The organism is Kitasatospora sp. NPDC007106 (assembly GCF_040634455.1).
In the GTDB taxonomy this organism is placed as follows: Bacteria; Actinomycetota; Actinomycetes; order Streptomycetales; family Streptomycetaceae; genus Kitasatospora; species Kitasatospora arboriphila.
In genome coordinates this window covers 1-1,026 of record NZ_JBEYFP010001468.1, presented here as the reverse complement: position 1 = coordinate 1,026, position 1,026 = coordinate 1, and the positions used below count along the sequence as shown (strand labels likewise).

The following is a 1,026-nucleotide window of genomic DNA, read 5'->3' as shown; positions in this document are numbered from 1 at the left end:
CCACGCCCTCCGGAGCGGGTCGGGTGAGGGCCGCAGCGAAACCGCTGCGCTGCTCCTCAGGAGTGGGCCGGGTCTCGCTGCGAGGGGCGGAGCGGAGTACGGCGTCCAGGGCGTCGCGCTGCTGTCGGGACATGCGGGCCTCCATGGGTCGGGATGCGAGGATGGATTCCTGGGAATCCACCTGCCTGACCCCAACCGGATTCCAAGGAAGATGATTCCCGGGAATCTACTGGAAGGCCAATGTGAGCCACATCACCCCGATCTTCACCGATCTGGTCCGCGTCGAGACCCGGCTCTACAACGCGGTGAGCGCTCGGTTGCGCGCCGAACAAGGGCTGGGACTGGGGCAGTTCGAGCTTCTGGAGATCATCGACCGCGTGCCGGAGTGCCGCGTGCTCGACATCGTCGGCGAACTGGCGATCACCGTGGGAGCCGTCAGCAAGGCCGTCGACCGGCTGGTGGCTGCAGGCTGGTGCCAGAGGGTCGCACACCCCCAGGACCGCCGCTCGTCCGTCCTGCGCCTCACACCCGCGGGCGAGAAGCAGCTGTCCGCCTCCCGTCCCGTCGTCGAGGGCGAGCTCACCTCGCTGACCTCGACGGTTCCCCCCGACGACCTGGCCCGCATCGCCTCAACCCTGGCCGCCCTCCGCGCGACCCTCGAGGCGAGCCCCCACGGGGCCCGCCGGGAGGAGGGGAAATGACCCGCGAACGGCATCCGCCCCGGAGTCGAGTGACACCGCCCGGGCGGCCTGCACCGCGCCGGCTCCGGCCGCCGGCCGCGCACTCGGCCCGCCGCCGTTCCGCCTGTGGCCCAGGGCCCTCCCCGGTGATGGGTTGATCCGGCGCTCCACTTGGCGGCCTTCGCAGCTCTCGCGCTCGGTCTCGGCCGAGGCGCCTCGGTGCCGGCGTGCCGGCGTGCCAGCGTGCCAGCGTGCCAGCGTGCCAGCGTGCCAGCGTGCCAGCGTGCCAGCGTGCCAGCGTGCCAGCGTGCCAGCGTGCCAGCGTGCCAGCGGCTGACCGATGGCC

At 72.2% G+C, this 1,026-nt stretch carries 1 protein-coding gene; it reads left to right on the top strand.

What is annotated here, in order from left to right:
* Window positions 1–242: 242 nt before the first annotated feature.
* Window positions 243–701 (top strand): MarR family winged helix-turn-helix transcriptional regulator, encoded by a 459-nt coding sequence (locus ABZ641_RS39350; protein WP_344627909.1) that lies wholly within the window; start codon window positions 243–245, stop codon window positions 699–701.
* The last annotated feature ends 325 nt before the right edge of the window (window positions 702–1,026 follow it).